The sequence below is a fragment of the Vibrio sp. 10N.286.52.F8 genome (assembly GCF_041468745.1).
Taxonomy (GTDB): Bacteria; Pseudomonadota; Gammaproteobacteria; order Enterobacterales; family Vibrionaceae; genus Vibrio; species Vibrio crassostreae_C.
In genome coordinates this window covers 26312-52696 of sequence record NZ_JBFRJF010000012.1, presented here as the reverse complement: position 1 = coordinate 52696, position 26385 = coordinate 26312, and the positions used below count along the sequence as shown (strand labels likewise).

The 26385-nt window shown below is 44.5% G+C and carries 25 protein-coding genes; 8 read left to right on the top strand and 17 right to left on the bottom strand.

Features of this window, described 5'->3' with window-relative positions:
• The first annotated feature begins 242 nt into the window (after positions 1 to 242).
• Both AB4133_RS07805 and AB4133_RS07800 read left to right on the top strand, forming a co-directional pair.
• Positions 243 to 620 carry a YgiW/YdeI family stress tolerance OB fold protein gene (locus AB4133_RS07805; protein WP_048608277.1) on the top strand — a complete coding sequence of 126 codons (378 nt, stop codon included), beginning with the start codon at positions 243 to 245 and terminating at the stop codon, positions 618 to 620.
• Between the two features lie 98 nt (positions 621 to 718).
• Positions 719 to 1243 (top strand): hypothetical protein, encoded by a 525-nt coding sequence (locus AB4133_RS07800; protein WP_017060115.1) that lies wholly within the window; start codon positions 719 to 721, stop codon positions 1241 to 1243.
• Between the two features lie 137 nt (positions 1244 to 1380).
• On the opposite strand, the gene AB4133_RS07795 is transcribed toward AB4133_RS07800, so the two are convergent.
• The 4 genes from AB4133_RS07795 to AB4133_RS07780 form a co-directional block, all read right to left on the bottom strand.
• Positions 1381 to 2988 carry an ABC-F family ATPase gene (locus AB4133_RS07795; RefSeq protein WP_080582218.1) on the bottom strand — a complete coding sequence of 536 codons (1608 nt, stop codon included), beginning with the start codon at positions 2986 to 2988 and terminating at the stop codon, positions 1381 to 1383.
• A 324-nt stretch (positions 2989 to 3312) separates the two neighbouring features.
• Complete coding sequence (locus tag AB4133_RS07790) at positions 3313 to 3999, bottom strand: ATP-dependent zinc protease (protein WP_017069095.1); 687 nt, start codon at positions 3997 to 3999, stop codon at positions 3313 to 3315.
• 11 nt (positions 4000 to 4010) lie between these two features.
• Entirely contained in the window at positions 4011 to 5195 is a 1185-nt protein-coding gene (locus AB4133_RS07785; RefSeq protein WP_017060118.1) for an amino acid aminotransferase, read from the bottom strand.
• A gap of 211 nt (positions 5196 to 5406) precedes the next feature.
• Positions 5407 to 6243, bottom strand: coding sequence for an AraC family transcriptional regulator (locus AB4133_RS07780; protein ID WP_017070518.1), 837 nt, complete (start codon positions 6241 to 6243; stop codon positions 5407 to 5409).
• A gap of 169 nt (positions 6244 to 6412) precedes the next feature.
• On the opposite strand from AB4133_RS07780, the gene AB4133_RS07775 reads away from it, so the two are divergent.
• Positions 6413 to 7840 carry an MATE family efflux transporter gene (locus tag AB4133_RS07775; RefSeq protein ID WP_372224173.1) on the top strand — a complete coding sequence of 476 codons (1428 nt, stop codon included), beginning with the start codon at positions 6413 to 6415 and terminating at the stop codon, positions 7838 to 7840.
• 129 nt (positions 7841 to 7969) lie between these two features.
• On the opposite strand, the gene nrdG is transcribed toward AB4133_RS07775, so the two are convergent.
• Positions 7970 to 8440 carry an anaerobic ribonucleoside-triphosphate reductase-activating protein gene (gene nrdG, locus AB4133_RS07770; protein ID WP_372224172.1) on the bottom strand — a complete coding sequence of 157 codons (471 nt, stop codon included), beginning with the start codon at positions 8438 to 8440 and terminating at the stop codon, positions 7970 to 7972.
• A 155-nt stretch (positions 8441 to 8595) separates the two neighbouring features.
• Positions 8596 to 10716: an anaerobic ribonucleoside-triphosphate reductase gene (gene nrdD / locus AB4133_RS07765; protein ID WP_102394372.1), complete on the bottom strand. Its 2121-nt coding sequence runs from the start codon at positions 10714 to 10716 to the stop codon at positions 8596 to 8598.
• Positions 10717 to 11019: 303 nt separating this feature from the next.
• On the opposite strand from nrdD, the gene AB4133_RS07760 reads away from it, so the two are divergent.
• A complete protein-coding gene (locus AB4133_RS07760) occupies positions 11020 to 11895 on the top strand; it encodes an endonuclease/exonuclease/phosphatase family protein (protein WP_017064569.1) in 876 nt (291 codons plus the stop codon).
• 163 nt (positions 11896 to 12058) lie between these two features.
• Here the strand turns inward: AB4133_RS07760 and AB4133_RS07755 are convergent, their stop codons facing one another.
• From AB4133_RS07755 to AB4133_RS07735, 5 genes are all read right to left on the bottom strand, one after another.
• The gene (locus AB4133_RS07755; protein WP_372224171.1) at positions 12059 to 12490 is read right to left on the bottom strand and encodes a DUF6691 family protein; all 432 of its coding nucleotides are present in this window, start codon (positions 12488 to 12490) and stop codon (positions 12059 to 12061) included.
• Positions 12490 to 12951: a YeeE/YedE family protein gene (locus tag AB4133_RS07750; protein ID WP_010429747.1), complete on the bottom strand. Its 462-nt coding sequence runs from the start codon at positions 12949 to 12951 to the stop codon at positions 12490 to 12492. The genes AB4133_RS07755 and AB4133_RS07750 overlap by 1 nt, the downstream gene beginning before the upstream one ends.
• 209 nt (positions 12952 to 13160) lie before the next feature.
• A complete protein-coding gene (locus AB4133_RS07745; protein WP_371720924.1) occupies positions 13161 to 14393 on the bottom strand; it encodes a glycosyltransferase in 1233 nt (410 codons plus the stop codon).
• A gap of 97 nt (positions 14394 to 14490) precedes the next feature.
• Positions 14491 to 14955 carry a GNAT family N-acetyltransferase gene (locus AB4133_RS07740; RefSeq protein ID WP_372224212.1) on the bottom strand — a complete coding sequence of 155 codons (465 nt, stop codon included), beginning with the start codon at positions 14953 to 14955 and terminating at the stop codon, positions 14491 to 14493.
• Positions 14956 to 14977: 22 nt separating this feature from the next.
• Entirely contained in the window at positions 14978 to 16075 is a 1098-nt protein-coding gene (locus AB4133_RS07735) for a ketoacyl-ACP synthase III (RefSeq protein WP_102333615.1), read from the bottom strand.
• A 122-nt stretch (positions 16076 to 16197) separates the two neighbouring features.
• Here AB4133_RS07735 and trxC point away from each other — a divergent pair, with 122 nt between their 5' ends.
• Positions 16198 to 16632, top strand: a complete 435-nt coding sequence (trxC, locus tag AB4133_RS07730) for a thioredoxin TrxC (protein WP_017060125.1) — start codon at positions 16198 to 16200, stop codon at positions 16630 to 16632.
• Positions 16633 to 16734: 102 nt separating this feature from the next.
• On the opposite strand, the gene AB4133_RS07725 is transcribed toward trxC, so the two are convergent.
• Both AB4133_RS07725 and AB4133_RS07720 read right to left on the bottom strand, forming a co-directional pair.
• Complete coding sequence (locus AB4133_RS07725; RefSeq protein ID WP_136978230.1) at positions 16735 to 18414, bottom strand: GMC family oxidoreductase; 1680 nt, start codon at positions 18412 to 18414, stop codon at positions 16735 to 16737.
• Entirely contained in the window at positions 18407 to 20011 is a 1605-nt protein-coding gene (locus AB4133_RS07720) for a long-chain fatty acid--CoA ligase (RefSeq protein ID WP_372224170.1), read from the bottom strand. The genes AB4133_RS07725 and AB4133_RS07720 overlap by 8 nt, the downstream gene beginning before the upstream one ends.
• Positions 20012 to 20380: 369 nt before the next feature.
• On the opposite strand from AB4133_RS07720, the gene AB4133_RS07715 reads away from it, so the two are divergent.
• On the top strand, positions 20381 to 21406 hold the full coding sequence (locus tag AB4133_RS07715; protein ID WP_372224169.1) for an AraC family transcriptional regulator: 1026 nt from the start codon (positions 20381 to 20383) through the stop codon (positions 21404 to 21406).
• A 57-nt stretch (positions 21407 to 21463) separates the two neighbouring features.
• Here the strand turns inward: AB4133_RS07715 and AB4133_RS07710 are convergent, their stop codons facing one another.
• The gene (locus tag AB4133_RS07710) at positions 21464 to 21703 is read right to left on the bottom strand and encodes a hypothetical protein (RefSeq protein WP_017060129.1); all 240 of its coding nucleotides are present in this window, start codon (positions 21701 to 21703) and stop codon (positions 21464 to 21466) included.
• Here AB4133_RS07710 and AB4133_RS07705 point away from each other — a divergent pair.
• A complete protein-coding gene (locus AB4133_RS07705; protein ID WP_029235229.1) occupies positions 21675 to 22826 on the top strand; it encodes an MFS transporter in 1152 nt (383 codons plus the stop codon). The genes AB4133_RS07710 and AB4133_RS07705 overlap by 29 nt on opposite strands.
• Positions 22827 to 22962: 136 nt before the next feature.
• On the opposite strand, the gene AB4133_RS07700 is transcribed toward AB4133_RS07705, so the two are convergent.
• Complete coding sequence (locus tag AB4133_RS07700; RefSeq protein WP_136978232.1) at positions 22963 to 23856, bottom strand: helix-turn-helix domain-containing protein; 894 nt, start codon at positions 23854 to 23856, stop codon at positions 22963 to 22965.
• A 50-nt stretch (positions 23857 to 23906) separates the two neighbouring features.
• Here AB4133_RS07700 and AB4133_RS07695 point away from each other — a divergent pair, with 50 nt between their 5' ends.
• The gene (locus tag AB4133_RS07695; RefSeq protein ID WP_372099386.1) at positions 23907 to 25304 is read left to right on the top strand and encodes an MATE family efflux transporter; all 1398 of its coding nucleotides are present in this window, start codon (positions 23907 to 23909) and stop codon (positions 25302 to 25304) included.
• Between the two features lie 108 nt (positions 25305 to 25412).
• On the opposite strand, the gene AB4133_RS07690 is transcribed toward AB4133_RS07695, so the two are convergent.
• Together AB4133_RS07690 and AB4133_RS07685 are read right to left on the bottom strand one after the other, a co-directional pair.
• Positions 25413 to 25808: a nitrous oxide-stimulated promoter family protein gene (locus tag AB4133_RS07690; protein WP_017060975.1), complete on the bottom strand. Its 396-nt coding sequence runs from the start codon at positions 25806 to 25808 to the stop codon at positions 25413 to 25415.
• Positions 25809 to 25811: 3 nt separating this feature from the next.
• Positions 25812 to 26327, bottom strand: coding sequence for a GNAT family N-acetyltransferase (locus AB4133_RS07685; protein WP_136978234.1), 516 nt, complete (start codon positions 26325 to 26327; stop codon positions 25812 to 25814).
• Between the last annotated feature and the right edge of the window lie 58 nt (positions 26328 to 26385).

The following is a 26385-nucleotide window of genomic DNA, read 5'->3' as shown; positions in this document are numbered from 1 at the left end:
ATAGCTGTGGGCAATATTTCTCTGCGACCATCTTAACGTCATTGCCGAGTAGATGCTCAATAAAATGAATGGAAAATGAATGTGTTACTCACTCTGGATTCAACCCCAGTGTTGTTTAATAGCTCCATCGAAACGAAGCTTGTGAACGATAACAGGCGCTTCAACAAAAAACGTACTAACGAAAAGAAACGTTTCAAATTCAGAAAAACGTTTCTACTAAAAACAACATTAAGGGATTCACCATGAAAAAAACTGTATTAGCTATCGCATCTACTATTATCCTTGCTCCTACTTTCGCAATGGCTAGTGACCACAACAGCAACAAGCACGAAAGCGCTATTGCTTATACTGGCCCAATTGAAACCGTTTCTGTTGCGACACTACTTGCCGACACAAGCATGTTCGCAGAGCAAGAAGCAATTGTGGATGGCAAGATCGTTCGTCAACTTAAGAATGACACGTTTGTCTTCTCTGATGGCCAGAGTGAAATTCAAATCGAACTTGATGATGATATCCGCCTAGCACAACCACTGACCGCTGATACAAAAGTTCGTATCTTCGGTGAATATGAAGGTGGTAAGACACCTGAAATCGAAGTGGACCACATCCAGGTTCTATAAGCGATTAATATAAAAACACCGACTTCAAATAATTGGCCTGCATATTGCAGGCTTTTTTGTATTATACTGCCGCAAAATACAATTTATATGGAGTCACCATGCTAGGTTGCACGAATAAGACTGTCCTTTTAGGACTCGCTGCACTGTGTTCATTCTCTGCGTCTGCAAACAACTTTAACTACAACACATTCGAGCTGCGCATGGGTACTAGCCCAAGTACTTTCGGTGGTGAAGTCACAACAATGTTCACTCAGAACTCTCATTTTGTTGCTCGTATCGATTCAGAATTTGAAAGTGATTGGGATGCAGCGGTAGGTATGGGATTCAACGGCCCAATCAGTCAATTTGCTGACGTTACTGGCCAAATGTTACTGCACAACATTGAACGGAATGACGATAACCACATCAAAACAGAAATTAACCTTGGCTTGAGAGCTTGGTTAATGGCAAACGTTGAAGTTAACGCACGCCTTGGTCAACTGATCGACAACGATGACACTCGTTCAATTTTGGGTATCGGTGCTCGTTTCCATTCAACTGATCAACTGTCTGTTGGTCTTGATATGCGCAATAACGGCACATATGGCCACCAAATCTTAATGTCGGCTCGATTCGGATTCTAATCTAGATTTCAATTACTGAGTAATAAATAGCTAAACGTATTACATAGAAAAGCCCCGAACATATTAATGTTCGGGGCTTTTTTGTTTGTTAGTTTCGCTGGCTTTTAGTCGTTCACGACCTGAGCCAGCGACTTGCTTTATAAGCTAACCATCAGCATCTTTTTCTGGTGATCTAAGTACTCTTCATAAGTACCTTGGAAGCTCACTAGCTGTTGATCTTTTACATCGATGATGTGTGTTGCTAATGAAGAAACGAACTCTCGGTCATGGCTTACGAAGATAAGCGTGCCAGTGTAAACCTTCAACGCGTCGTTCAGGGCTTGGATTGCTTCCATGTCCATGTGGTTGGTTGGTTCGTCCATTACAAGCACGTTGATGTCTTGCATCATTAGCTTGCCGAATAACAGACGGTTCTTCTCACCACCAGAACAGTTACGCGCTTTTTTGTTCGCATCGTCAGCAGTAAACAATAGGCGACCTAGAATGCCACGTACCATAAGGTCATCGTGCTTCACTGTGCGCCATTGTGAGATCCAATCGAAGATGCTCAGGTCGTTATCAAAGTCAGACGTACTATCTTGTGGGCAGTAGCCTACAGATGCGTTTTCAGACCATTTTACGATACCTTCGTTTTGCTCTAGCTCTTGAACTAGGCAACGTAGCAGCGTGGTTTTACCTACACCGTTCTCACCGATAACCGCAAGACGAGTACCCGCTTCAAGCAGCAAGTTACCACCGGCAAACAATGTTTCGCCATCGAAGCCGTGACCAAGGTCTTGAAGTTCAAGCGCTTGACGGTGTAGTTTCTTACCTTCGCCAAAATCAATAGATGGACTCATACGGCTCGATGATTTCACTTCATCAAGCGTGATCTTATCCATTTTCTTAGCGCGAGAGCTTGCTTGTTTTGCTTTAGATGCGTTAGCACCAAAACGGTTTACGAAATCTTGAAGCTCGCTGATTTCAGCCGCTTTCTTAGCGTTGCTTGCTAGAAGCTGTTCACGAATCAAGCCAGATGCTTCTAGGAAGTACTCGTAGTTACCAGGGTAAACACGTAGCTCACCGTAGTCGATGTCTGCCATGTGTGTACACACAGAGTTCAGGAAGTGTCTATCGTGCGAAATGATGATCATTGTACATTTACGCTGGTTTAGCTCTTCAGCAAGCCAGTTGATCGTGTGAATGTCCAAGTTGTTGGTTGGTTCATCAAGAAGCAGGATATCTGGGTTTGCAAACAGAGCTTGTGCCAATAGCACACGCAGTTTCCAACCTGGAGCTACTTGCTGCATCAAGCCGAAATGGAACTCTTCTTCAATACCCGCTTGAATTAGGATGTCGCCAGCACGGCTTTCTGCTGTGTAGCCATCCATTTCCGCGAATTCGCTTTCAAGCTCAGCGACTTTCATGCCATCGTCTTCGCTCATTTCTGGCAAAGAGTAAATGCGGTCACGTTCTTGTTTTACTTCCCACAGTTTTCTGTCACCCATGATCACAACGTCGATAACGCTGTACTGTTCGAAAGCGAACTGATCTTGGCTTAGCACACCCAGCTTTTCTCCTGGAGTGATAGAAACGTTGCCCGAGCTTGGCGTTAATGCGCCACTTAGGATTTTCATGAACGTTGATTTGCCGCAACCATTAGCGCCGATCAAACCATAACGGTTGCCGTTACCAAATTTAGCAGAGATGTTTTCAAACAGCGGCTCTGCGCCAAATTGCATTGTGATGTTCGCGGTAGATATCAAAGAACTAATTCCTAAGCGTGTACTGACAGATAATTATTAGGCTATTTCAAGAACCTAAATAAGAAGTACGAAAGTATGGATTAAACAAAAATCGAAGCGCGGATTATATAGAGATCTCGATCACGTTGTCGAGGCTAAACAGTAAACGAATAGTAAACATAGACCATTTAGATGCTTTTCATACGTTATGGGCTGTAAATAAAAAAATCCCCACCAGCAGAACTGGTAGGGATTTCATTTATCAACACTAAAAGTCTTTTAAGCCCGTCACCTTTGAAACTATAGCTCTTCAAAACGAAAAGCTTTGATGACGAGCAGAACTTGTTATTTAGTAATTTTCTTCTGAACGTATTTTTTGCTCACGTCGACAACCGCAACATCTCTAAAGAAGCTTCTACCCAACAGAAGTGGGAAAGAAAGATGCGTTCGGTCGGCTAGCGTAAATTCAGTTTTGTCTTTTAGATCGCCAATTTGAATCGAAGCTACAACCACAGCGCGTCGTTGTGTGCCTTCTGCGCTTGATTGCTTGATCTTAACCCAGCGTTCTACTGGTAAGCTGATCTCTTCAGTTGTAATTCCGTCGTGTTCAATCTTGAACTTAACCCAGTCTTTGCCGTCACGTTCAAAATCAACAATATCAACTGCACTGATTGAAGAGGTTGTTGCACCGGTATCGACACGTGCTTTAAACGCTTCTTTTAAACCAGGAACAAACACCCACTCTTCTTCACCAAGAATCAGTTTGCCGTCACTTGTTTTTCTAACCTTCTCTACTGGTTTTTCAACAGGTGCAGGTTTTACTTCCGGCTCAGTTGGTTTTACTTCTTCAGGCTTCTCAGTAGGTTCCGTTACTTTCTCGCCTTCTGTTGCGTCAGTTTTTGAAGAGTCATCCACAACAGGTTGTTCGATTTGAGGCTTTTGCTCTGGCTCAACAGGAGCTTGAGTTGTAGCCGAACAAGCAAACAGGCCACCACTTAGCATTAAAACTACAATCGCTTTCCAATTATACATTCAGTCACCTTCTATTTTGAAACGTTTGCTATCGCTTTTGCTACATAAGGAATATGAGATTCGGAAAGGCCTGCGATATTGATGCGTCCATCACCAACACCATAGACTCCATATTCTTCACGTAATTGATTCATTTGAGTTTCTTTAAAGCCTAGTACACTAAACATGCCTTTATGGCTTTCAATGAAGTCAAATTGTGACGTGTTATAAGTATTTCGCAATTCATCACATAAACTTTGGCGCAGATTTAACAAACGTTGCTGCATTTCACTCAATTCTTGCTTCCAAATCGAGGTTAGCTCTTGATTCTGAAGAATTGTTTTAACCAAAGCTGCACCATGATCTGGCGGCATTGTGTAAGTTGAACGAGCAAGCGTTAGAAGCTTACCTTTAGCATTGCCAACGTGTTCGCTGTTTTTGCCAATCACGATAGCGGCCCCCGTTCTTTCACGGTATAAACCGAAGTTCTTCGAGCAAGATGTCGTAATCAACATCTCTTCGACGTTGTTAGCCATGTGTTGAAGACCTTTTGCGTCTTCTTCTAAGCCATCACCAAAGCCTTGGTAAGCAATATCAACGAACGGCAAGAAGCCATTTTTCTGCGATAGTTTGGTAATTTCCTGCCACGCCTCAAAGTCGATATCCGCACCCGTTGGGTTATGACAGCAACCGTGCAGTAGTACCACATCTGATGGACCCGCTTTTGAAAGGTCATCCAACATTCTTGCAGTATCAACTTGCTTCGTTTCAGGACTGAAGTAATTGTAATATCGAACTTTTAAGCCTGCCGCTTCCATCACCGGTTTGTGGTTAACGTAGCTTGGGTTTGAAATCCAAACCGTGGTGTCTGGTTGAGAAACTTTCATTAAGTCACCCAACATGCGAAGTGCACCACTTGCACCCGGTGTTTGAATCGCAGCAACGCGATCCATTGCAGAAGTCCCTTTAAGCAGCAGATCAACCATGCTCTGGTTGAACTCTTCACAGCCTGCTAGGCCAACGTAAGCTTTGGTTTTCTGAGTCTCAACAACGATATCTTGAGCCATAGAAACGGCTTTCATGATCGGAGTTTCGCCTTGATCGTTTTTGTAAACGCCAATGCCTAAGTCGACTTTATCAGTACGAGTATCGCCGCGGTAAGCAACAGAAAGAGATAGAATTGGATCTAAAGTTGGTTTTGGTAGATGTGAAAACATGAAAGTCACAACCCTTTGAAATTCAAGTAATGAGTTTCACGTTAACATTATCGTAGACAAATCAGAAACATTTTTTAATAGAAGCGCTTAGTTAGAATAAGTAAACAGAGATTGGTCATTTTACGTCACAAAACAGCGTAAATTTCGAACACTTTTAGTGCTTTATCAAAAGAGCAGTAGCTTGTTTAAGAAGTACCTTGTTGATTCTCAGCTAAATGCCTTGTTTGAATTGCCTTGGTGTCATGCCCGACCAAGCTTTAAATCGAGTACTAAAGTTCGCTGCATTCGGGTACCCCACGATCTCGCCAATATGTTGAATCGACCAATCACTCGATTTCAACAAACGAGCAGCGTATTCCATTCTCATACGCATAATATGAGTCATCGGGCTATGAGAGTAATAACGTTGGCACAAACGATGGAAGTGCGGCTCTGAACAAGGAAATAGGTTTGCTAGCTCATGCACATTCCACTCTTTATGAAGCTGCTTTTGAACACTGTCGAACACACGTCTCAAGCGAATCAAATTTCGAGACTGTTGCTGCGGGACTGGTGCATTAATCATGAACTCTATTTGGGCTACGCTGTGAATGGCAATCGCTCCGCCTAAATCAATGGGCAAGGCAATACTTCTCAGCAAGGTATGAATACAAGACGAGACGACTTCGGCTGCAGGAGAGAGCGTATAACTCACTTCATCATTGACGACATTATCCCAATGCTTATCAGGCGATAGAAAGATCCACGCTATCTGCCATGTTTCTTCTTCAATCCCAAAGCCATTCTCAACGCCTGCAGGCACAGTAATGCACGACCCCGGCTCTAGAATATAGCGACACGCCCCACTTTCTAACCACCCTTTGCCCCTAACCGTGTAAAGCAGCATGTGTTTCTGTGGATTCTTCCGATGGACAGAAAAGAAATCTCGGCACGACGCCGTCCCACACTGAACGATACCCAATTCTTCGAATGCCAATACATGGCTTTGATCGACAAACTCTTGGTGTGTCTGATCAGAGATCTCGTACCGTTCGTGTTTCTCACTCATTTCACTGGTCGCTCATTAGGTTTGCCTGCAATTAAATCGCCACTTTAGTCATTCGATAGTTTTGGAATAGATGATTTTGAAAACAGATCGTTTTGACAAATAGACAGCTTTTGAAAATAGATAGTTTGGCAAAAGTTTGTGATGAACCTGAACAATACAGCCTAAACAAATGCCGATAAACTTCTCGCATATTAACCACAGGGGAAATGCGATGCGCTCGACATATCTTCATCTAGACAAAGATTTTTGGCAAAAGCTTTTACACATCGGTTTGCCTGTATCGCTACAAACCATGTTGTTTTCATTACTCGGCGTGGTCGATATTTTTATGGTTAACCAACTGGGTGACTCTGCAACTGCGGCGGTTGGTGTGGGTAACCGCATATTTTTCTTCAACTTGATCATGGTATCCGGGATTAGCGGCGCTGTCAGTGTGCTAGCTTCGCAATATTTCGGTGCGGGAGATTTCAACGGAATTAGACGCACATTAGCACAGTCATGGGCATTGTCTGTCTTTACCATCATCCCCTTTGTGTTGATTTATACATTGGCTCCTGAATCAGTCGTGTCTGTGGTGGCCTCAGACCCTGATTACGTCCGCTTGGCAACGGATTACCTTTGGATAACAGGAGCCAGCCTTTTTGGTACCGCGATCGTAGTGCCCTTAGAAAGCGCACTGCGATCGGTCGGCGAAGCCAAGCTACCCACCAAGATCAGTATTTGGGCAATCATCGTTAATGCGATTCTCAATGCATTGCTGATCTTTGGTTTGTTTGGATTTCCAGAACTGGGCGTAGTTGGTGCGGCTATTGGCACCACGGTGTCTCGATTCTTTCAGACGATAGCGCTGCTTATCAAGGCGAAGAAACACTACGCGCATCTATTCCCGACATTAAGTAATTGGCGAGAAGCGATATTACCGAAGCATAGAAATAAGTACTTCACGATAGCAATACCTATGTTGGTTCATGACACAGCATGGGCGGGCGGGATTCTTATTTATAACGTGATAGTTGGGCAAATGGGTGTTGGAGAGCTTGCGATCATTTCGCTGTTATCGCCAGTAGAAAGTATCTTGATCTCGGCGTTCATGGGGTTTGCGGTCGCCGCTTCGATCATTCTAGGCAACGAGATCGGCGCGAAGAACTATCAACGTGTTGAGAACACCGCATGGGGTTATGTATTGGTCAGCTGTGGGCTTGCGGCTATATTAGCCTTGGTGTGTTGGTTTGATAAACCCGCGATCGTATACATGATCGGCCTTACTCACTTAGAGCTCAAAGAGACAGCCGTTAACGTCACCTTAGTCATGGCACTCGGCATGATACTAAGAGTCTTCAATATGGTTGGTATTGGTGGCGTGCTGAAAAGTGGTGGAGACATCAACTACAGTATCTTCATCGACCTGTTTGGCCAATGGGCAATCGGTATTCCCCTTGCTTACTTTACTGCGCTGGTGTTGGGTTGGCCGCTAGAATGGGTGTTGATGATTGTGTTACTGGAGGAGTTAGCGAAGATCGCTTTAACTAGCCAGCGAATTCACTCTAAGAAATGGATCAACAATCTAATCGACGAGCCTGAGCACATTCCTATATAAACAGGCGATAAACTGACACTGACGTGCAGGCGATAGATTCAAAGAACTCACACCCAAGGGCTGATTTGTAGCATTGCGCTAACGATGAAGCCCTTTTTCGTTTACGAGTGTGCAAAGTCACGACAGCAGTTATATATCAGTAAATCGATGGATGATTTGGTTTGAACTACCACGCCAATCCAACATTGGATCCGCTTTATCTTGCTCAAAACGACCATCAATCAAAGTATCAACATATTCAAGTGCTTGCCTCTGCTTTTCGTCGAGTTCGTCGAGCTCGTAGCCCGTCCACATCCAGATGTCTTTGCCTTCACATTCTGCTTTTACACGCTGAACAAGCTTAAGCACTTCAGACACGTTTGCAGGATGCAGAGGATCGCCACCAGAAAGCGATAAGCCACGACGCTTGATTCGCGGATCATTGAGATCAGCGATAATTTGGTCTTGCAGTTCTTGAGTAAACAAATGCCCAGAGTCCAATCGTTGCGTTGATTGGTTATAACACCCGCGACACTGGTGTACACAACCCGACACAAACAAAGTGCAGCGTGTTCCAGGGCCATTTACAACGTCGATTGGGTGATATTGGTGATAATTCATAAGGCAGTATTGAAAACTCGTGATGGCTTAATGGTTTAACTCGAAAAGTAGCGAGAGTTGAAACAAATGAATTGGTATCGACATAGCGCCGATACCAAACATATTTCTTGAAACGTAGCTCTTCTAAGTAAGCTAGCTAATAATCTTAGAGCTTACTAAAGATGCTTCACGCGGCGTTTAACTTCTTCTTGCTTACCGAAGTTAAATGGTCGTGCATCTGGGCTACCAAGGTAACCACAAACACGGCGCGTCACCGATACTTTGGTTGAGTCATGGTTGCCACATTTAGGACACGTAAAGCCCTTACTTGTACAGTCGAACTCACCGTTGTAACCACATTCGTAACACTCATCAATCGGTGTGTTAGTGCCGTAGTAAGGAACACGTGTGTAGCTGTAATCCCATACGTTTTCTAGTGCTTCGATGTTCTTCTGCATGTTCGGGAATTCGCCGTAACAGATAAAACCACCGCTAGAAATTTCAGGATAAGGCATCTCGAAATCGATCTTGTCGTATGGGTTCACTGTCTTCTGCACATCTAAGTGGAAGCTGTTGGTGTAGTAACCACGGTCTGTCACACCATCAATCACACCAAATTCTTTGGTGTCGATGCTGCAGAAACGGCTACATAGGTTTTCACTTGGTGTGCCGTATAGGCTGAATGCGTAACCTGTCTCTTTCGTCCAAGATTCCACTTCACGCTTCATGTACTCCACCAACTCAAGCGCTTTAGCACGCATTTCGCCATCGTCGTACAGGTGAACGTCAGTACCGTAAAGTGCTGTCATCGCTTCGTGGATACCAATGTAACCAAGAGAAACAGACGCGCGGCCGTTCTTGAAGATATCGGCAATAGAGTCGTCTGCTTTCAAGCGAACGCCACATGCACCTTCCATGTATAGGATTGGAGCAACACGTGCTTTCACGTTTTCTAGACGAGAAATACGAGTTTCTAATGCACGACGAGCCAGCTTGAGTTTATCATCAAGCAGTTCGTAGAACTTAGCCATATCTTGTTTTGCGTTAATCGCAATACGTGGCAAGTTCAAGCTAACAACACCTAAGTTGTTACGGCCTTCGTGAATCAACTCACCATTTTCTTCATAAGTATTCAAGAAGCTACGACAACCCATAGGAGTTTTAAATGACCCTGTCACTTCTACTACTTTGTCGTAGTTAAGAATGTCTGGGTACATACGCTTAGACGCACACTCTAGCGCTAATTGCTTGATGTCGTAGTTTGGATCTTGCTTCTGGTGGTTCAAACCATCTTTGATCGCAAATACCAGTTTAGGGAACACGGCTGTTTTACGGTTCTTACCCAAACCTGCAATGCGGTTTTTCAAGATTGATTGCTGAATCAATTTCGAGCCCCAGCTTTCACCTAAACCAAAACCAAACGTCACGAATGGTGTTTGACCATTAGCGGTGTGCAGCGTGTTTACTTCGTACTCCAGAGATTGGAACGCGTCGTAACACTCTTTCTCTGTGCGAGAGATAGCAAAAGCTTCTGGGCTATGAATGTCCCACTCTTTCGCTAGCGATAAGTGCTTCTCGTAGCTCGCCATAACGTAAGGTTCAAGAACCTCATCGATGCGGTTAATCGTTGTGCCGCCGTAGATGTGACTCGCCACTTGCGCGATGATCTGCGCGGTTACCGCTGTCGCCGTAGAAATAGACTTAGGTGTGTCGATTTCCGCGTTACCCATCTTGAAGCCATGCGTTAACATGCCTTTCAGATCGATAAGCATGCAGTTAAACATTGGGAAGAACGGTGCGTAGTCTAGATCGTGGTAGTGAATATCACCACATTCGTGAGCATGTACGATATCACGTGGCAAAATGTGAGTTTTCGCATAGTGTTTAGCCACGATACCCGCCAGCAGGTCACGCTGAGTTGGGATTACTTTGCCATCTTTGTTCGCGTTTTCATTGATTAGATCAACGTTGCTTTCTTCGATCAAACCTTCGATCTCACGAGTTAAAGCGCTTTGCTTCTCACGGGCGATGTCGCGGTCATGACGATATTCAATGTAGGCACGAGCCAGAGACTTGTATGGTCCCTGCATTAGCTCGTTCTCGACCATGGTTTGAATTTCAGAGATATGAACTTCATCGTAGTCTTCGAGCTTCAACTCAACTGCTAATGCCACATTCAGTGCATAAATAGCAATTTCCTTATCGGCTTTGTCTGATGCTGCTTCCACTGCAGCTTGGATGCGATCTCTACTGAATGGAGCTCTTGAGCCATCACGCTTGATTACGATTGATTTCACCACTTCTCCTTACTCTTGAGGTATTCACAGACTTATCCACAAACACACTATATAGAGCGATTTATCGTTTAACTAACACTAGATATTGTGGCGTATTTAACGAGAACCACCAACTTTGAGTATTGATTTGGATCAATAAAAAGAGAACGCTGACTAAGATCAATTCAATATTATTACGCTAGTTCTCAAGTCGAAAAGAAACAATGTAACAATAAAAAAACTCCTAAAAAGAGTTGAATTTTTGGTAAGTGTTGTAGGATAACGGCTCATCAATATTGGCAGACAAAATTAGGGATATTTGGCATGAAACGACTTCAAAACTGGATAATGTTAGGCTGCTTACTCAGTAGCCAGACATTTGCTGAACCTTTGACCATATCCAGTTGGAATATCGAATGGTTATCAACCAACGAGGCTGTGAATAAGTTTTCTGACAAACGTGATCAAGCTGATTTCGACAAACTCGCAACTTATTTTCAATCCTTAGACGCAGACGTGGTTGCGTTTCAAGAAGTCGATAACGTAAATGCCATTCAGCGTGTGGCTGGTGATCAATACAAGATATTGATGTCTGACCGGGCGCTATCTAAGAACAGCAACCGCCAATTTAAAGAAGTGAACCAATACACGGGATTTGCAGTTCGTAAAGGAGTAGCCCTCACCGACTACGCTGACTTTCCGCTTGAAACCACATCCAACAGTAAACTTAGGTTTGCCAGCTATATCGTTGTAGAAACAAACTTTAAACCCATTCACATGTTGTCTGTGCATTTAAAGGCAGGTTGTAGCGGAGCGTATAAGTCCAACCGCGATTGCTCTCGTTTAAAAGAGCAAGCTCAGCAACTGAACAAGTGGATAAAGCAAAGAGAGCGCAATAACGAAGACTACGCCATTCTTGGCGACTTTAACCATAACCTCGCTTACTCACGAGATTGGATGTGGAAAGAGTTATCACAATATACTGATGCGCAGTTAGCGACACGAAAGACCCGTGCAGATTGTAAGGTACGCTCTAACCGCAACAATTATCGCACACATCAGTTCCGCTCTGTTATTGATCATATTGTGGTGAGTGAGTCGCTAAATGCTTCTCCTGCAAAGCAGAAGGTATTTGAAACACAAGATGTTCTGGACTACAAACTCAGTGACCACTGCCCAGTTTCAACGACTATTAAATAGTAGATTTTAGATAACAGCAGATTGTAGATAACTGAAAATAATAGAAACAGTAAATATAGAAAGAGGCTGACTGACTTTCGTGCTGAAAGCGAGTCAACCTCTATGCTTGGTCAGCTCAGAACGGATAACGTCAAAGCCAATGTAATCAGCTATAAGCTTGCTACTAACACGTTTTGTTCATACGATCCACCAGCCACATTCCCACCAGCATGCTTATCATAAACACCCACACCGTCGGGTTGCCGCCACTTAGGCTGGTTACCGCAGGGCCTGGGCAAAAGCCTGCAATCCCCCAGCCTAAGCCAAACGCTGTAGATCCAAGAATCAGCTTTCTGTCTATCAACGGATTGTTACGGCTATCTAACGGCTCGCCATTGATGGCTTTAGCGCGCTTTTTAATGACCAGATGATAAAACGGTGCAAAGACCAATAGCGCGCCACCCATGACGAATGCCAAACTAATGTCCCAGTTACCGGTAATGTCTAAGAAGCCGAGTACCTTCTCAGGATCAACCATCCCTGAGATGATCATGCCAGAGCCAAAAAGAATACCTGCGACCAAACCGATAACGATGGTAAATGAAGCGTTTTTCATTATGCCCCCAAGCCAGTCAGATTCTTGATAAACACGGTTACGATTGCCACACCCATAAATACACAGGTCGCAACAATAGAACGTTTAGATAAACGCGCCATTCCGACAATGCCATGCCCGCTAGTACAACCGTTCGCTGTTTTAGTACCAAAGCCCACCAGAAGGCCAGCAATAATCACTAAAGCGAGATTCATCTCTTCTAACTGCGGAAGTTGGTAGCCCGTCGGAATTAATAGCCAACCACTTGCGACCATTCCCACAACAAAGGCGATACGCCAGTGTTTTTCGGTGTTTGCTGTATCCGCATCTTTACGTTCTTTGTTGCTGGTGCCAGTTGGCAATAATCGGCTGACAATGCCACTAATGCCAGCAACTCGACCAATCCCCAACATTAAAACAATGGCCGACACGCCTAACAACATGCCGCCGAAAAAAGCATCCCAAGGAATCAAACTAAGCACAAACCTCTCCTATCCACAAACATCATAAACTCATAACAACCTATAAATTAGAGTTTACTAATAAATATAAATTAGTCAATGCTAATGTACTGCGAGTATGTGTCGTTTTGTAAGTCTGGAATTAACAAGCGCCCTGCATGAAAAAAGCCCCTAGGCGTTAACCTAAGGGCTTATGATTTAATTCGGTTGTATTGGTTGTATTATGTAAGCTACTTAGTCTTGTTCTTTTCAGCTATCCACTGGGACATATACTTCGTGCTCGCCATGCTGTGGTGTTTGAGCATCGAACCAAAGAAGTTATCCAGTCGATGAGATTCAAGATCCGACTCTAACGCAGTCAGTCGCTCGATCAATTTGTCGCCCAGTTGATTCTGTTCATAGTGCGCTTCAAGAATTGAATGACATTGGCTTTGAGCTTTAAGCCATTTCTTTTCATCTTTATAAAGAGCGACAGCTTGTTCAACAAACTCATCAATATCATCTGACACTGCGCCCGGCCATTGCAGTTCACCTTGCGGTAGCATGCCTTCACTGCCGATCTCGCTGGTTACATTCGGAGTCTGTAGCTTCATCGCATCAAGTAACTTGCCTTTAATGCCTGCGCCAAATCGTAAAGGTGCAACACACACACGAGCCTGCTCCATCACTTCTTGAGCGTCTTTCGCCCAACCTTTGATATGGAAGCCAGTTTTAGGGTTATGCAAAGCGGTTGCTTTTGGCGGCGGATACGATCCATAAATATGAAGTTCAGTGTCAGGTAACTGTTTACGAATCTTCGGCCAAATCTTCTGTAGCTGAAGTACGGCATCCCAGTTCGGTGCGTGTCTAAAGTTGCCTATCGTCATGAAATGCTTACGTTCTTCAAAGCTTTTCGTGCTTTCAGGAAGCGTATTAAGATCAACCATGAACGGCAGATGATGAAGCAGTTTGGGATCGATATTGAACTCAGATTGAAGCAGTTCCATCTCGTAACTTGAAATGATCAACGAAAGATCACAGCGCAAAATCGCGGCAATTTCACGTTTAGCCAAGTCACTGTACAAGTGTGCTTTGGTCAGATCTGTTTCTTTCTTAACCGCTTCGTGTCGAGCATTACGCAGAAACTGTAAGTCTTCCGTATCCAGTAACTTAAAGGCATTCGGGCATACTTTCTCGACACGCCAACCAAACTGTTCTTCCATCATAAAACGGTCAAACATCACAACATCGGGCTGCAGCTCTTCAATGTAATCGTCAAAGCTATCGCAATTTAACTGTATAGATTGGCTTGTGATGCCCTCTTCAGAGAGATCAATCATGTGCTCGGTTTCTTGAGCGGGTGTTGCAAATTCAACTGACCAACCTTGTCTTTTAAATAGACGTAAAAGAGACATCATATGGCTGCCAGCCGCCGATGAATTCGGTTCTGGCCAAACGTAGCCAATTGCTAAAACTTTCTTCAAAATACTTCCTAAGAAATAACAAAAGGGCCACAGAAGCCCCTAATAAAACGTTAATCGAGTTATGCCGCTGATAATAATGGTTCTAAGAACTCAGCGATCAGATTCGTTCACCTACATTGCGAGCTATCATAAGCACTTCATCGGCTGAGTAAAAGTTTGAAATCATGGTTTCGACTTGAGCGCCCAATGTCGACTGATAGAGCTTTTGTGCAAAGTTATCTGCTCTGGTGGTCACTAATACATGTTTTAGTGTCGAGCCCTGCTCTGATAGCTTCTGCTTCACTTGAGGCAAAGAGTCTAGAATCAACTTTTTGCCCAATACTTGCCCCTGAGCACTCGGTAACACAGCAAGTTGTTCTAGCTCCAAAACAGCTTCAGGCCTAAACCCACTCTTTTGAACCCAAATAATGTAGCCGACAATCTCGCCATCGCTTTCAGCAACAAAGTTAAGAAAGCGTGGCGCAGCATTTAAGTTACATTGTAACCAATTTTTTGAGTTTTGCTGTCGAACAAAAGTAGCTTGGTGAACTAAAGCCGCTCCATCGAGGTCGGCTTCTGTCATAAAACGAACTTGGGCCATGCTGCTACTCATTCTCAGAATTAGGACGCGTTTTACAGTGTAAAATGGCTCTCTCTAGAAGTTCTAATGCCGAGCTATCTGCTTCTGGAAGCTTAGCGTCCGATTGACCTAACGGTTCAACACGGCTACCCCACTTAATATGGCCTGCCCCCCAAGTTAAACCGGCACCGAATGCCGCCACAAGAATGTTTGAGTTAGGTTTAACAAAGCCTTGCTCTAACGATTCACACAATGCAATCGGCACAGTCGCAGCCGATGTGTTGCCGTAGTTTTGAATGTTCACAAACGCTTTCTCACGTTCAATGCCCGCCATATCACACAGAGTTTGAATAATTCGGATGTTCGCTTGGTGCGGAATCACAACATCGATGTTTTCAGTTGAGATGCCAGTGCGACTCAATACTGTATGTGCTGCAGCGCCCATTCCTTTCACTGCACGCTTGAAGATCTCTTTACCAACGAAATCAAAATCCCAGTAACCGTTATCAGCAGCAAAGCGGTCCATAGACGTACCGAATTTTGGTACTGCTAGAATGTCACGGCCCTCTGCGTCACAACCGATTTGAGCTTCTTGTAAACCCACTTGTTCTTCAGTACGCGATAAAACCACAGCGCCAGCGCCATCACCGAATAGAACCGCAGTATCACGCTTGGTCCAATCGATGAAGAATGAAAGACGCTCTGCACCCACAACGATCGCATTGCGGTAGTTGCCCGCTTGAATCAATCGAGTTGCTGTTTCAACACCGTAGATAAAGCCTGTACACGCTGCATTAAGGTCAAAAGCTGCTGCGCTCTTGATGCCTAAGTTCTGTTGAACTTTAGACGCGGTATTTGGAATAAGAGAGTCTGGACTGCACGTCGCTACGATCACAAGATCGATATCTTCGGCTGTTAAACCAGCACACGCCATTGCATGTTGAGCAGCAACGGTCGCTAGCTCAGAGGTATTTACATGACTGATACGACGATTTTCGATACCAGTTCGAGTACGAATCCACTCATCAGACGTATCAATGAAAGTGCTTAAATCATCATTGGATAGCACGGCTGGTGGCAGACACTTTCCCCAGCCCGTAATTTCAGCGTAAAATTTTGTCATCATTTACCTGTTTATTGTTTGTTTTTATTTGAGTATCTTATTCTTGTTTTAAACAGTATAAGCGTTCCGTACATGATTCGTAAATCGCGTTAGGCACGGAGACGCAATAAAAAGAGAAAGTTATGTCTACATTCAACACACGTTGCCCTTCTTGCGGTGGCGTAAACCGAGTTCCTTCAGAAAGAATTTCAGAAAGCCCTACTTGTGGTAAGTGCAAAAACGCGCTTCTAGACGGTGCACCAATCGAAGGTACGTCACTGAATTTCCAATCAATTTTGAACAGTTCACAGCCTGTCGTTGTCGATTTTTGGGCGACATGGTGCAACCCATGTGTAGGTTTCGCACCTGTATTTAGCGATGTCGCTAAAGAGCGCGCTGGCGATGTTCGATTTGTTAAAATTGATACCGAAGCTCAACAGCAACTGGCGGCTATGTATCAAATCAGAAGCATCCCAACGGTGATGGTGTTCAAGAACGGTCAACGTGTTGATACGATTAACGGTGCACTGCCAAAAGGTCAATTTGATCAGTGGCTTAATCAAGCACTAACTAAGTAATACTATTGGTTAAGCTATTGATTTAGCATTACTTAATTCTAAGTAAGCACACAAAAATAGGTTAGAGAGTCTTACCAAATCAAGACTATCTAACCTACTGTTTTATTTATGGTTATCACTTAACTTCTTGAATAAAACTACAGCTTCGCCTTTCGCTTGAATATTAGATTCTTGCTTGCCAAACCCGTATTGCTGTTTGATTTGATCTGCGACTTTCTCAGCAATCATAATGGTTGGTGCATTGGTGTTTGCCCCAATCAGTGTCGGCATCACAGAAGCATCAATGACTCTCAAATTATCCAATCCATAAACTTTGAGATCTTTATCTACCACAGCTAAAGAATCGCTACTAGGTCCCATTTTACAGGTCCCGATCGGGTGATACTGAGTGTCTGCACGATTGCGAATATCTTGCTCGATAGCCTTGTCATCACTGGCGTCCACAGGGTAGAAAGCATTGCCTCGGATATCATCAAACGCGGAACTCTCTAACATTTGATACTGCTTCTTCCAGCCCTTAATCATGATCTCCATGTCTTCAGGATGACTGAAAAACGCAGGATCGATCTTAGGCGGATCATAGGGATCATTACTATTGAGCGTTACGGTGCCGTAGCTCTTCGGTCGCAATAAGGTGACATGAGAGGTAAAGCCATGACTGGTATGAATTTTTCTAGCATGGTCATCTACAACAGCGACCACAAATACAAACTCTAAATCCGGTACAGCGATATGATCTTCGGAACAGAGAAAGCCTATTCCCTCTGCAAAATTACTGCTCATTTTACCGCGGCGTTCTTTGTGCCATAGTGGTAAGGCTTTGGTCATTTCAGAGGCCATTTGCAGCGAGATACCAAAAGTTTCACGCTTTTCACTGCATTTATACGAATGTACTAAGTCGATATGATCTTGAAGGTTCTTGCCCACTCCAGGTAATTCATGAACCTGTTCGATTCCATGTGTCTCTAGTTCAGTTTGAGCACCGACACCAGACAGTAACAGCAATTGGGGAGAACCAAACGCGCCAGCGGAAAGAATCACTTCTTTGTTGCATCGTATCTGATAACGCTTTCCGCTAGAACCATATTCAACACCAATCGCCTTCTTGCCTTCAAACAAAACCTTATGTGTGGTGGCTTTAGTCACGACCGTGAGATTCGATCGTGAAAGGTTTGGCGTTAAGTAAGCCTTGGCAGCACTGCATCGTTCACCATTCAGCTGTGTTACCTGCGTCGGCATCGCCCCAAACTGAGCAGCGCCGTTAATATCCTCATTGCGAGGTACACCTATCGATTCACACGCCGTTAAATAACGTTCCAACATAGGGCTTGGCGATCTAAGATTGGCCACATTAAGAGGACCACCTTGGCCATGGAACTCATCTTGGTGGACTTCGTTGTTTTCTGCTTTCTTAAAGTAAGGCAAACAGGATTCATAGTTCCAGCCAGCATTGCCCAAGCTTTCCCATCTATCGTAGTCATAGCGATGTCCACGAGCGTACATCATGGCATTGATAGAGCTAGAACCGCCAAGTGTCTTACCTCTAGGCTGATAGCCTTTACGACCGTTCAAACCCGGCTGTTCAACCGTTTCGAATGCCCAATTATTGAGTTTGGTTGGCATCATCGCCACCACGCCAACGGGTGTGTGAATGAATGGGCTGGTGTCTTTACCACCCGCTTCTAACAAGCAAACCATCACATCAGGATCTTCCGACAGCCGAGAAGCCATCACACACCCAGCTGAACCACCGCCAACAATAATAAAATCATAACTATCCATTTGCCATCTCCGCTATTTCTAGTGGGTCTAACTCACGCTTCAAGATTTTTCCGGTTGCTGTCATGGGTAAGGCTTTACGAATGAATACCTTACGCGGGTATTTGTAGTCGGCGAGTTGCTCACGACACCATGCTATCAAGGCGGCACTATCACATTGCGTATGTTCGTGAAGAACCACATGCGCGTGGATCTCCTCGCCTAAATGTTCATGATGCTCGCCTACCACCGCGACCATTTCGACATCGGGGTGACACATCAACACTTCTTCGACTTCACGTGGATAAACGTTGTACCCACCACGAATAATCATGTCTTTAACACGGTCAACAATGAACAAATTGCCATGCTCATCGACGCGACCGATATCTCCCGTTAAGAACCAACCATCACGAATAGATTCAGCTGTCGCCTCTGGCCTTTGATAATAGCCTTTCATCACACTTGGGCTTTTAATGCAGACTTCGCCGAGTTCACCCAGAGCGACAGAGTTGCCTTGTATATCAGTAATCTTGATGAGGTGGCCACATAAAGGCTGACCGACACTACCCGATAAACGATCGCCATCAATATGATTAAAGGTCGCAACCGGCGCCGTTTCCGAGAGCCCATAACCTTCTAAGACTGGTAATTCAAAACGAGATTCAAACTGTCGTATAACCTCAAGCGGCATAGAAGCACCGCCAGAAACACCTAACCTCAAGCTGTGTTTAACCTGTTCAGAGCGTTTGCTTGTGTTTTCTAAACTATCAGAAGACTCTTCTCCCGCCTTTAATAGCGCGATATACATAGTAGGAACACCCGCAAACACGCTGACTTTATGGCTAATGATCTGTTCAATAACCAATGACGGTTCAAAACGAGGAATCAACACCATGGTGGACCCTGTTAGCACACTCGCGTTCATCATCACCGTCTGACCGAAGCTATGGAATAAAGGCAGTGTAGCCATTGTGGTGTCGCTGTACTCCAATCTCATTAGATACTGTGACGACATCGCATTGGTTTGCATGTTGGTGTGGGAAAGCTCAGCCCCTTTTGGTTGACCCGTCGTGCCAGAGGTATAAAGGATCACAGCGGTATCATCGCCATGACAAGCCACAGACTCAAAAGGAGTAAAAGGTTGTGCCAACCAATCAGCGATTGATTCATGCTCCTCATTACTTTCTAAAGTAGTGTCTGTGTTTGTTGGGATAGGCATCTCGACAAAGTGTTCACAGTGGTTTGCCTGCTCAAAACCTTGTAAACCATAGCGACCAATTGGAAGCTCTTCACTGCCGTCAAAACATAAATAGGCCTTCGCGTTAGAGTCATTAAGGTGATAAGCGATCTCTCTGGCCTTGAATAGCACGTTCAAAGGCACGACTACACAACCCGCTTTTAGAATCCCGTAATAGGCTATCGGAAAGTAAGTCACGTTCGGGCATGACAACGCTACCTTATCTCCGTTCTGCAACCCAAGTCTTTTCAAGTTAGCAGCCACGTTTCCAGAAAGTTGTTCTAACTGAGAAAAACTGATTTCATCCGATCCCATACGCAGAGCGGCTTTAGTTGGAAAAAGCGAAGCGCTACGCTCCAAATTAACAGCAAGATTGTGCATCCATGATCTCCTTGTGCGGCTTAGACCTGTTTGTGACGGTCACCGTAGACGTTCTAATCGTTGTAATAAGTCTCTTTCTTGTCATCACGAGCCTGCACATTGGTGTGTCATGTAGATAAGAGTCGTTATTGAGCAAAATGTTTGAGACGCTCCAATGTGCAGCCCAATAAATTACAACATTTCGATAACATTTCGAACAGGTTTCAAAAAGACAAAAACCGGTGATATTCGGACACAGCCTGCGCTAGCCCAATAAAACCTTGCACACATAAACCAAAATTTGGAACAAGCTTGCGAAAGTGAGAACAAGCAACAGGCGTAAATGTTAAAAGTTCGGTTAAGATATCGATATTCAACAAGAGGCAGCTTATGGAATACACCGCAGTTTACGAACCCGACATGCAAGCATTCGGCATTCTGGATCTTCAGTTGCTGCATCGTTACCTGTCGCCTGTTCTCAGTATCGAAGAGTTGCTCGAAGGAAGTAACATCGATGCTCTCCAACTCAACACACCCGATACACACATCACTTTGGCGCAAAAGCTTGCTGTGTTCAGTAATGCGTTAGCGAATTCCAACGAAGACGGATTGGGGCTTAAAGTTGGCCAACAAGCGAGGTTCAGCGATTTCGGCGTGCTCGGTTATGCGGTGTTTAGCAGCGAAACACTACTCGATGCCTTTTTAATCGGGTTTAAGTATCTGCAACTTGCTGGCCCTGTCCTCAGGAAAACCATGTCTGTAGAAGACAACATTGGTTACTTTCGCGCAGAGCAACTTATCGAACTCGATTCTTTACTGCCCTTTTGTTGTGAATACTGGTTCTCGGCGATACACAGTTTGTGCGAAGAGGTCTTACAGCAGCCCTTTCCTTCTCAAGTGATCCGCTTCCCCTATCCAAAACCTGAATACGGCGATCTATACACAGAGATTTTCCGCTGCCCGGTTGAATTCAATAGTGACCGGCTTGAATGGGAGTTCGACGCAACCACCTTGTATTCATCTCTTCCTACCGCCAACCCCATCACTTTACAGATGTGCTTAAAATCGTGTGATGACATGTTGGCAAAAGTCAGTGCACCCAGTAGCCTCAAAGAGAAAGTCTCTCAGATGCTGATTGAAAGGCCAGGATGTTACCCTTCTATAGAATCCATTTCTTCAGAACTGGGCATGTCTTCTCGAACTCTGCGTCGTCACCTGAAAGCAGCCGATACCAGCTACCAGAAGATACTGGACCACGTTCGTTTTCACCTTTCTCGACACTACCTTTCTTCAACTCAAATGAGCATTGAAGAGATATCTGAGCGCGTTGGGTTTTCAGACAGCGCTAACTTTCGACATGCCTTTCGTAAGTGGAGTGGAAGCTCGCCACGTCAATACAGTAAAGAAACGGTCTAACACTTAAAATCCCACTCAATCCAAATCATAAAAAGACAATCACGCTGCAATCTTTTTCTAAATTAAACCACCAATGAACAACGGCTTAACGACTTTTTGCCCGCATAAAATCTCGCCAAACCACCAAATATCGCAACCGTATTTTAGTTTAGTTGGTCGATAAATTTCTTTTATCTTAACGACCATTTTTATTTGTTTTACCCAATTCAGTTTCTCCCCCATAGTCGCGGAAAATTCATCGTTTCTTTTACTATCAGAGGCTCCTGCATTGGACAACATCCAACCAACAACTCGCATAACTGTTCCTGTTATTGCATTGTCTTTTTACGCGATCGCTTCAGGCTACTTAATGAGTTCATTACCATTAATGCTGTCTGAGTATGGCTTAGACAAAGATCTATCGAGTTGGTTGGCGAGTGCATTCTATGCAGGTCTACTGGCTGGTACATTATTGATTGAACGTGCCATTGCGCGTGTTGGCCACAAAGATGCGTTCGTCATCGCATTGAGTGTGTTCATCGCAACGATCCTTGTATTGCCATTGATCCCACACCAAGCAGTATGGCTACTAGCTCGCTTTGTGGCTGGTGTGGCGGTTGCAGGTATCTTCGTGATTGTAGAGTCTTGGCTAATGAGCGGCGACGAGTCACAACGCGCAAAACGTCTCGCTATCTACATGTGTTCACTGTACGGCGGTTCTGCAGTCGGTCAGCTTGGTATCGGTTACCTAGGTATTACTGGTGGCGTACCTTTCATCGCAATGTTCACCCTTCTGTTTGGTGCGATCATTGTGCTGATGTACGGACAAGCAACTCCACCACAGATCCACGATGCGCAATCTTTGTCTTTAAAGCAGATCAGCAAATTAAGCCACAGCGCGCTAATTGGCTGCATTGTTTCCGGATTAACGCTAGGTGCGATTTACGGCTTGATGCCAGTTGAACTTGCTCAACGTAACATTGCACACGAAGACATTGGTGGTTTGATGGCTTTGGTTATCATGGGTGGTATGGCTGTACAGCCGATGGTGACTTGGTTATCTCACCACGTAGGACAAGTGTTATTAATGGCTCTGTTCTGCCTGCTAGGGGTTGCAAGCATTGGTGTGCTGACTATCAATCACGATTTCTACGTACTAGGCATGAGCTTGTTCGTATTAGGCATGGCCACATTTGCGCTATACCCAATCGCGATTAACTTAGGTTGCCGTAACCTTGACCCAAGCTACTTGGTGTCAGTGACTCAAATCATGCTACTTTGCTACAGCATCGGTTCTGTTGCGGGACCAATCGTTGCAGACAGCTTTATGGATTCACAAGCAGGATTGTTCACTTACCTGTTCGCGTCTCTACTTGCTACAACGATCTACATGTTGATTGCTAGCCTAAAGCGCTCTCACCTACAGATTGCAGGCGAGTAAACTTAAATAGACAGACACCAGATACGTGTCATTAGGGCTCCGAGTTAAGACTTCATGTCTAAGCGAAGGGCCCTTTTCAACTCATGCCTATATGTAACCTTCTTCTCCCACACTTCTCATTTCATCGTGCAAGATGCTAACCGCGACCTCGATGGCTTTTACGGTATTGGCTTGGTGATAAACCGAAATGCTTTTTGAAGCGATGCGAAAAGTTATAAGGATCTTTGTAGCCCAAGCGATTAGCAATCATAGAAACTGACCAATCTTGATATTTCAACAGGCTGGTGGCTTTATCCATGCGTAATTGAATCAATTTACTGCGTGGCGACAGGTTAAATAGCGTCTTGGTGACTCGATTGAGCTGCTCTTCACTGATGAACACTCTTTCGGCCATCCCTGCCACTGTCCATGGCTGGTGCAGACTACTTTCAATTTCGTTATAGAGCGCTTGAACACGTGCAGTGGTGCTGGTCGACTTAGGCTCAAACCCCGTCAACGTTCGAATAATCTCACTCAAGAGTAACTTACGGTAACTGGCTCTGCCGCCTATCTCAAAGTAAACCAAGTTCATTAATGACCAGATCTGCTCACACTCTCCAAAAGGCACAACCCCCTGACCTAAACTTGCAATGTGCTGCCACTGCTTAGTGTCAGGCGTCAACATCCACGCCATTTTCCAATAATTATATTGAGGATCGAGTTCAAAACGAAATGGGGTTTCAGCAGGAAGCACCACGAGTGTATAAGGCGTAATCGCTTTGACCGATGCTGCGGTTGTTAGAATCCCGCCACCTTCCATAGTGAAAATCAACGTATGAACATTAACGGATTCGCGCTCAACCCAGTAGCCATCATATAGCTTCGCCATGCCGCCCATATAGACACCAAAGCTTTTCATCTCTGGAATATCTTCAACGGTCAAAAAACGTTCTTTACACTGTTCAGCGAGAAAAACATCATCATGCCAAGTTGATTTTGGTCTCATTGAATCAATGACGGATTTGCACAGGTTTTGTTGTTTTTTAAACATGTTGTTACTTCGCTCAAATCACTATAGTTCTGCCATAAATCGGAGAACTTATGACAACTAACATCAACCCTAACTCATCTATGAATAACAAGCCAGAGAGCATCTTACCTCGTATCGTTAAACTTGGTTTGCCTGTTGCTTTGCAAAGTGCGCTTGTCGCTATTCTTGCCCTTGCTGACGTATTAATGGTCAGTGATTATGGTATGGAAGCAGCTGCGGCTGTGGGAATTGCATCAAAATGGCACTTCGTTGCTATTATGATTATGGCAGGGTTGGCCTCAGCAAATGGAACATTAGTCGCTCAATACTGGGGAAAGAATGACCGAAAAAGCGCGCGAACAGTATCATCTATCGCGATGGTGTTTGGCTTAAAAGTTCTGTTGCCTGTTACTGCAATCATCACTCTTGGTTCTCAGTTTTTAATGATGTTGCAGACCAGCGATCAAACCGTGATTGAACTTGGCGCGACTTACCTGTGGTATGGATTCCCTGTCCTTCTGCTGACTCACATTGTGGTCGTGGTAGAAGCAAGCATGCGCTCATCAGGTGACACCGTAACACCACTATTGCTTGGTGCGGTCACGATTGCCCTCAACATCGCACTTAACTTCGTACTCATTAAAGGTGCCTTCGGTATTCCAGCGATGGGCGTTGCAGGTGCGGCATTGGCAACCACTTTAGCGCGCTTGATTCAAGTGGGTTTGATGTATGGCTATATGCGCATGCGTAAACACTGGTTGTTAACCACGCCTAGCTCACCACATCGTCCGTCATTATGGTTGTCTTACCGTCGTATTGCTTTGCCACTAACGATGAATGCCGTGTTATGGGCAATGGGTACTATGGCATACCAAATGATCTTCGGTCACATGGGCACAACGGAACTTGCTGTGTTCTCTATGCTCGCGCCTTTTGAGTCGCTGTGTTACTCGATATTCTTTGGTATTTCTGTAGCGTGTTCCGTGTTGCTTGGTCACTCACTCGGTCGTGATGAGTTTGATGACGCTATGAGTATGGGTCTGACGTTCATCAAAGCCGTGGTTGGTTTTGGTGCGGTTGTAGGCTTGCTATTGTTTATGGGTAAAGAGCACGTTCTGTCATGGCTAAACCTGACCAAAGACGCTTTATACCCGCTTGCTTCACCTGCGATGATGATCATGTGCTTTGCGGTCGTGATTCGCATGCTCAACATGGTGATCATTAACGGTATTATTCGTGCTGGTGGTGATAATGCGTTCTGCCTTCGCATGGATTTCATCGCGATGTGGATGGTGGGCATTCCAGTATGTGTTTACGGCGCGTTTGTCGCTGGATGGGACTTTAAATACATCTATGGTCTAATGTTGGTAGAAGAAGTCGTGAAATTGACCATCTGTTCACACCGTTACTTGAGCCGACGCTGGATCAACAACCTAACGGTGACCTACGAAGAGCCTCAAGCGGCGTAAGTTTCAGTTACCTGGCTATATTCAAACTTAGATAAAACGTATCTACATAAAAAAGGTCTGAGAAATCAGACCTTTTGCATTTCTTTAGAAATTACTTTAAAGCGCCACTTACTTCTTGTTCATTCGGATATGGCGGTTCGACACATTCGGCAACGGCTTTTCAGGCACTTTCCGTTTCTCATGAATCAGATGTCGAATCGCTAATATCGGATGCTTAAGTAGCATTCTTGGCCCGGCATAGCGCATCACCAATCGCATTTGCTCTTTCGGGTCTGGTTTATAGCAATGAATCGGACACTTATTACAGGTCGGTTTTGCTTCGCCATAAGGACATCTATCCAGTCGTGTTTCGGCGTAACGCAACAGTTGCTCACACTCCTCACATAACGCGTTATTCTGACGAACTTCACCGTGGTGATCTTTGCAATAGATGTGCACCATCGCAATAACGGTTTTGTACTCCGTTGCGAGCTCACCTTGTAGAATATTGTTATGTTGGAACATGTTTTAATTACCTAATGAGAAACCGTACAGGTTGAGATTAACGCTTTCGCTTATCACATCTTCAACTCGCTCGAACACAAAGCCTAACTTAGTCAGTAGTGTGATACTTCGAATGTTATCAGAGGTAGTGATGGCAACTAAATGATCGATATCAGCATTCTGCTTAGCTTGTTCAATTATCGCCTCAGCGGCTTCTTGGGCAAAGCCTTGACCATAAAACTCAGGAGCAAACCCGTAGCCAATATCATGCGACGCTAAGGTGTCTCTTTTTATTAATCCGCAGATACCAATTGGCGTTGAAGTTTCTTTGATTTCAACCATCAACAAACAGACACCCTTCTCTTCATGCATCTTAAGAATGTTGTTTTCAATGTACTCGACAGCCTTTTCAGTGTTGTTGATTTCCTTATCACCAATGTAACGCAGGAAATCTTCTGAGCTGTATAGTCGTTGAATAAACGCCGCATCTTGAGGTGTGATCATTCTTAATCTTAAACGTTCGGTCTCGACTGACTGCATAGTGATATTTTCCTTGCTGAATACCATGTAAATATTGAGTTCTAGAGCTAAAATGATT